At 36.2% G+C, this 5,934-nt stretch carries 5 protein-coding genes; 1 reads left to right on the top strand and 4 read right to left on the bottom strand.

The window, feature by feature from the left end; translation table 11 throughout:
* Positions 1–91: 91 nt before the first annotated feature.
* From cas5fv to cas1f, 4 genes are read right to left on the bottom strand one after another with little or no spacing between them, the layout of a single operon-like run.
* Entirely contained in the window at positions 92–616 is a 525-nt protein-coding gene (gene cas5fv, locus ABYK33_RS13170) for a type I-Fv CRISPR-associated protein Cas5fv (RefSeq protein WP_373033732.1), read from the bottom strand.
* 2 nt (positions 617–618) lie between these two features.
* The gene (gene cas7fv / locus ABYK33_RS13165; RefSeq protein WP_373033731.1) at positions 619–1,572 is read right to left on the bottom strand and encodes a type I-Fv CRISPR-associated protein Cas7fv; all 954 of its coding nucleotides are present in this window, start codon (positions 1,570–1,572) and stop codon (positions 619–621) included.
* 19 nt (positions 1,573–1,591) lie between these two features.
* On the bottom strand, positions 1,592–4,498 hold the full coding sequence (locus ABYK33_RS13160; RefSeq protein WP_373033730.1) for a CRISPR-associated endonuclease Cas3'': 2,907 nt from the start codon (positions 4,496–4,498) through the stop codon (positions 1,592–1,594).
* A complete protein-coding gene (gene cas1f, locus ABYK33_RS13155; RefSeq protein WP_373033729.1) occupies positions 4,495–5,448 on the bottom strand; it encodes a type I-F CRISPR-associated endonuclease Cas1f in 954 nt (317 codons plus the stop codon). The genes ABYK33_RS13160 and cas1f overlap by 4 nt, the downstream gene beginning before the upstream one ends.
* 273 nt (positions 5,449–5,721) lie before the next feature.
* Between cas1f and ABYK33_RS13150 the strand changes: the two genes are divergently transcribed.
* Positions 5,722–5,934, top strand: a 213-nt coding sequence (locus ABYK33_RS13150) for a nucleotidyltransferase substrate binding protein (RefSeq protein WP_373033728.1), incomplete at its 3' end; no start/stop codon positions are given.

The following is a 5,934-nucleotide window of genomic DNA, read 5'->3' as shown; positions in this document are numbered from 1 at the left end:
TCTCGCTATTGAGTGCTAGTTGTATCGCTGAGTCTTTAAACTCTTGGGTGTATGTTTGTCCTCTTTTCCCCATCTGTAAACCTTCTCATTATTATGTAGAAATTCTATCATTTCTGTGTCCTAATAAGTGTAGCCAGATCACTATGCAGTCACTAACCTCTCGACTATGAACGATAAATTCTAAAAGTTCTTCTACATCTAACGCTAGAACACTCCAAAACTCTTTAGAATAATCAGAAGTAAACAGCTCATCATCTGTCTTAATCATGCCTGTATAGGAGTTTTGATCTGTATTTCCTGACATATTTCGTAGATAAACAAGTTCATTACTAGATACTTTAACATCATCATTGAAAGAAACCAGGGACTCTTTATCTTTAAAAAAGTACTCTTTATCTTTTCGTGCTTGATACAATTTTCTCTGATCACCGATGAGTCTATTTAAAATACCCATAACAGTATTTAAAGTGACATCTCTTGTTATGTAATTTTCACTATTTTTGAGAGCTGTAATTGAACCTATAAACTTTCTTCCTTTTTTAGGTAATGCTTCATCATTACTTCCATCCAGAAAAGAGTTTCTCCAACTCGCCTCATATTCTATCTCTATCTTCATGACTAGTCTTTAGCATAAAAATAAGTGGCATACTCACCTTTTAATGTCGGTGTTATAGCGCCTTCATCATTTTTAATTCTCATCATTTTACTACTGTCATTATAATCTAACATCACCTCATCAACATACATATACGACTTAGCTTGACGAATAGAAAGTTCTCTTAGCTTACGTAACGTCTCATCTATCAAGATAGCCACAGCAGCATCATTTAGTAAGATTCCATTCTCTCCCTCTTCAAATATCGTTCCATTCCTTACACAGTTTTTATGGAATGTTGCTTTTGGAGAAAGGCTACTGTTTAGTGATTGTATATACGCTTCAACAAGTTTAGCGACCTCTTCCCCCTCTCCTTCTTTTATCGCCATTGCTTCTCTATCAAACTTTTTATCTAGAGATATAAATTGAAGTTGTTCAATACTGATAGATCCATAAGAGGTATACTCCGTATCTCCAAATGTTGTTTTGGAATAAAATGACGAACTATCTCGCGCTCCTGCTTGTCCAAACTGTTCAAAATTACCATTTCCCAATTGGTCAACAAAATCTTCTAATAGTAAAGGACTGGTTCTTTTATTTTGCGTTGCAGGTACAACAAACCCTCGTACAAGACCTGTTAAAGAAGCCAAGACCTCTTTGATGTTTTTAGCATTGGCATAATGCAGATCAAATGCCTGTTCACGAAAGAGGTGGTGACGAATACAGTTTTGACTAATATACAAAGGGTTTACCTTAAAATCAATATCCGTAGGCTCTTTACGATACTTATAACCTGTATCTTTAACCTTACCGGATAAGTTTGTATATCCTCTAAGTTTTGGCATAGTGTGATTATCTACTGTTGTGCCATTCTCTTGTGCAAGATTTGTCGGACCATTCCAATTCACAACCCCATGACCTTTAGCTACTATCTTAAAGTCAACACTTCTAATGCCTGTTATTTTTTCACTTTTCATTTGCTATTTCCTTTTATGTTTATTTCTTTTTTAACTGTTGCAACGATATGATGCCAATAGGTTGTCTGAGTCCTTTAGCATAATATTGTGCATACTCATGTGGTTCTGACTCCACTTTTTTCAAGTCATCTAATGTATAACTTAAATAGATAGGTGTACTTGGATCTCGTGCTTCATTTAGAAGTTGAGCATCTTTATAGGATTTTTTAACATCTTTGATATTGTGATGTTTTTTTGCCATAAAAGAGAGTAGATTTCTTTTTGAATCTCCATACCCTTCGACAACTCTATTTTCAATAGTTACTGCATCATCAACATCATTGTAAGCGTACTCGTCTAAAATTTTAAAATCTTCCGTACTCTTTATCTGACATTGTGCCATTTGCACAAACAGGCTATTGCCTCGTAATGAATTTTTCTTTATTTTCACCCCTCCTTTTACCTCTTTTTTACTATTTGGAAAACTTTTAGGATCAAGAACATTGGCCTCGACAGCTCCTACACTTTTTTTAAGAGCCGATACCAAGTCCTGTCGGACAAACTCTTTTGCACTTTCATCTTCATAAAAACGCCCATAAAATGCATATATCTCATTAATCGTATAATTCTCTTTAACCAAGTTGTTTTCTAAAAACTCATACCAAGCTTTTGCACTCTGCAAAGAGTCTAATTCATTTAAAAACCTGGAACTGCTATCTTTGGATTTTCCACTTTTCACCCCCGCTGTAATAGCAATGTTATAGTGATTAATCTCATCATTTTCTCCAAAGCGGTCAAGCCTTCCGAGCCGTTGTAAAAAGTTCTCTGCATGGGTCATTTCTGAGATCATTTTGTTACAAGTAATATTGAGAGAAGCTTGTACTACAGGGCCACTTCTTAACACATCATACTTTTGTGTTCCCTCTTTCTTAAACGACTCAAACACTTCAGAAAAAAGATACTCTTTATCTCTTTTAATAAACTTGGAATGAAATAAAATACCGTTCTCTTTTGATTGGTGCTCTATAAAACTCTGCTGAGCTGTTAGCGCTGTATTGCTAATAACAAAGGTACTTTTCTCTTTTTGTTCCATCATCAAAGGATTAGTTGATTCATCTTTGTCATCATACTCTACAAACTCGATTTGGTATGAAGAGTTATTGAAACTCTTCATACCAATAACACTACCATCATCTAAGCGTAAAAACTCCTTTATAAAGAGAGGATTTGGTGTAGCAGAGACAAGTAGTGTATTAGGTAAAGACGTATCTGTCTGCTGACCTTTTTTAGCCTCTATCAGTTCAGCAAAAAGCAGATTAAACCCTTGCATTGTAATGTATTCATGATACTCGTCAAAAACCACATGGGCATTCATAAAGTCCATTAGAGTCGTAATATGTTTATGCGTTGTAATACTATTGACTATCTGGTCTATTGTAGTGATGACAATATCAGAAGAGAACTCTGCACCTTCAACAGTCTCATCTACTTTACCATTTCTCAAACTTTTTTTTATCTCACCTGTGACTATCTCTATATTTGCATTAGGTAGATACTCATCAGAGCAAAGGTCATAAAATATCCCCTCGCACACTTGAACCCGTGGACAGATCCAATAGATTTTTTTAGCAGAAGTATGCAGTGCCCACTCAAGCGCAATCTTTGTTTTTCCACACCCTGCCGGCCCATTAAGAACACCTACACTTATCTCCTCATCAGCAAGCTCTTTGGCTGTCTTTGATTGTGCTTCATTTCGTTCACTGTGAGGATATTTTACTTCAAAACCATCTAAGCACTCTTTGATGTAAACTGTTAAGCCTCTCTCTTTTTGTAGCGCTTCATCAAGTAAACTTTCTAAACTTTTATTGGAAATATGAGTATCTAACTCATCAGCTGTTAGCTTTGAGATCAACCTGTCTGCTGTTACGATGGCTGCTCTTGCTAGATTATTTTCAGAATTAAACCCTAGATTAAATTTATATCCATTTATAGACTCTTTCTCTGAATATCTTTTATAAACAGGCAAATCTATTCCCTCTAACAGTGACTCTATATCATCAATATGAGAGATTTTTATCTGGCTTATTTTTATACTGTTTTCATCATACTCATTTGCAAATTCATCTACAGAAGTTAGAACACCTTTGAGCATATCTACAGTATCTCTATATGAACTCTCAAAACCTTCAATTTTATCATAAATCCCTACGACATTTTTGATCTCTTTTGTACGCAAAGGTTTCGCATGATGCCAATAAATAGCATGTTTCACTCTCTCTAAAGAGTCTTTATTCAGATTAGAACTAAATAATATTTCAAATAACAAAAGTGAAAACTCATTATGTCGTGGATATTTTTGCCACGAGAACTTACCTGTGTTTTTATCTATATGTTCACCCTCTTCGGGAATATCTTTATATTTTTTTTGTTTCTTTAACTCTTTAATAAGCCAACTCTGAAAACCATCATCTATCTTTCCTATGTCATGCCAACACCCTGCCACATAAACTGCTTCTGCCAATCTATTATCTTCAGGAACTATCTTCTCTATAGAAGCTTTTGCCAAATATCCAACAGCAAAAAGATGCTGGTCTAGTCGTTGCCCATTTGTGTTTGCATATATCTTGTCCAGCATTATCTCTTTCTCTCCTATAAATCTTTTTGTTATGCCATAATTTACAGCGACTACACCATTTTCGTCAAACGCTTCTCTGTTTCCAACTACCCATAAAAAATCACTACGACTGCGGCTACGTATCCAGTGACAACTCACAGCTGTACTCATAGAAGCGGTTTTTCTGAGTAGTTTTTGAACAGCGTTTAAGCCCTCTTGAGTAACGATAGTCTGCCATGTGTTATCACCTATCCTATTGGCAAAACTGTCCAAAACTCTTCGGGTTCGTTTTAGCGCATTTTTCTCACACTGAGAAACAAAAGTGACCATCATGACAGCTTTTTCTCTTCTTGGTAATGCAATGCAGCCTTTTTTACTTCATTAAAGATATAGTCCAAAGCCTTATGCTCTACAAAAGTTTGTAGACATTGTGATCGAAACTCTTGTTCACTTTGCTTCTCTTTGGCACAGATAAACGCCCAAGGCAAGACCAAAGCATCTTTAATAAGATCAGCCACATCAAACACTAAAGCACCGCGTCTTGTCTTGCCATGCATTACAGCAAAACCGTGAGGAATACCAAGAACCCAAAGCGTAGTCGCGCCCAAACCATAAGCCAAGTAGTTTCCATGATCTAAAAAGCCATTGGCACCCTCTGCTTTGGCATGTTCACGCACAAAGCCTAGTTGGTTAGTTTTTTTCGCAGCATATTTGTAAAGTTTTTTAGTAAGATCGGCTTCAAGTTGCAGAAGTTTACCAACACTGTAGGCATTGGCTATACTTTTTAAAGCAGTTGAGAACTCTTTCTCAAGTTCAGAGACATTAAACCCTTCTAATTTAAGTTCTCTATCTTTTTCCCAAACTTTTTGTATAAATGCTATTCGAGCCGTTTGAAATCTTTTAGCTGTTTCCAGTCGTTTGACTTCATCGAACCAAAACGTCATCCAGCCTTGTATGTACTCTGTCGGTCTATATTCATTTTGGGGCGTAAGCCACTCAATATCATTCGCCATAAGAAGTGGTGTACCGCCTCCGCCCACAAAACCAACTAAAACACCTGCCTGCGCCAACATTCTCATGGCAGGTTGAGTTATAGAGGTACCTGTTCCTAAAAGTAAACATGTAGTATTAGCTATGGGGATGTTCCAATACTGATACTCTTTTTTATTTTCACTTAAGTAGAGTACCCTGCCGTCTTTTTGTAAAACACGGCACATTTCTAAATAATAAATATTGGCACGTTTGGAATGTAAGATCGCTTTTAAGTCGGTTAACTGTTCCATGTTTTACATTGCCTTGATTCATCTACCTATTTATTAGGTTATCTAAATTTGCCATAACATTACCAAGATTTTTTATGTTTTGTTTCTTTTAGTGATTTGTAATACCATAACTGTACTAGCTTATCCGAGTGAGAACGGGGCTATAATAAACAGGTTACGGTTCCTGTGTAAGGCTCTGTCCATTGGACATCCTCAAAAAAACCGTCCCTTCACAGTTGAATTCATACATATCTCTTTTTTGTTATAATCGTAAAAACATTTAGGAAGCCGCCTATGCCTGATAAAACCATACGTTGGAAACAGCGCTTTGAAAACTTTTCCAAATCACTTCAACATCTTGAAATAGCGGTTGATCTCGAAGAGATGAGTGAGCTCGAAAAAGCAGGCATGGTTCAATTTTTTGAAGTAAGTTTTGAATTAGCCTGGAAAGTTCTAAAAGACTACCTAGAGTCTGAAGGCTTTAATATAAAGAGTCCGCGAGAAAGC

Origin of the sequence: Sulfurovum sp., from assembly GCF_041562805.1 — a bacterium.
Lineage (GTDB): Bacteria > Campylobacterota > Campylobacteria > Campylobacterales > Sulfurovaceae > Sulfurovum.
This window is presented reverse-complemented; position numbering and strand designations above follow the sequence as displayed.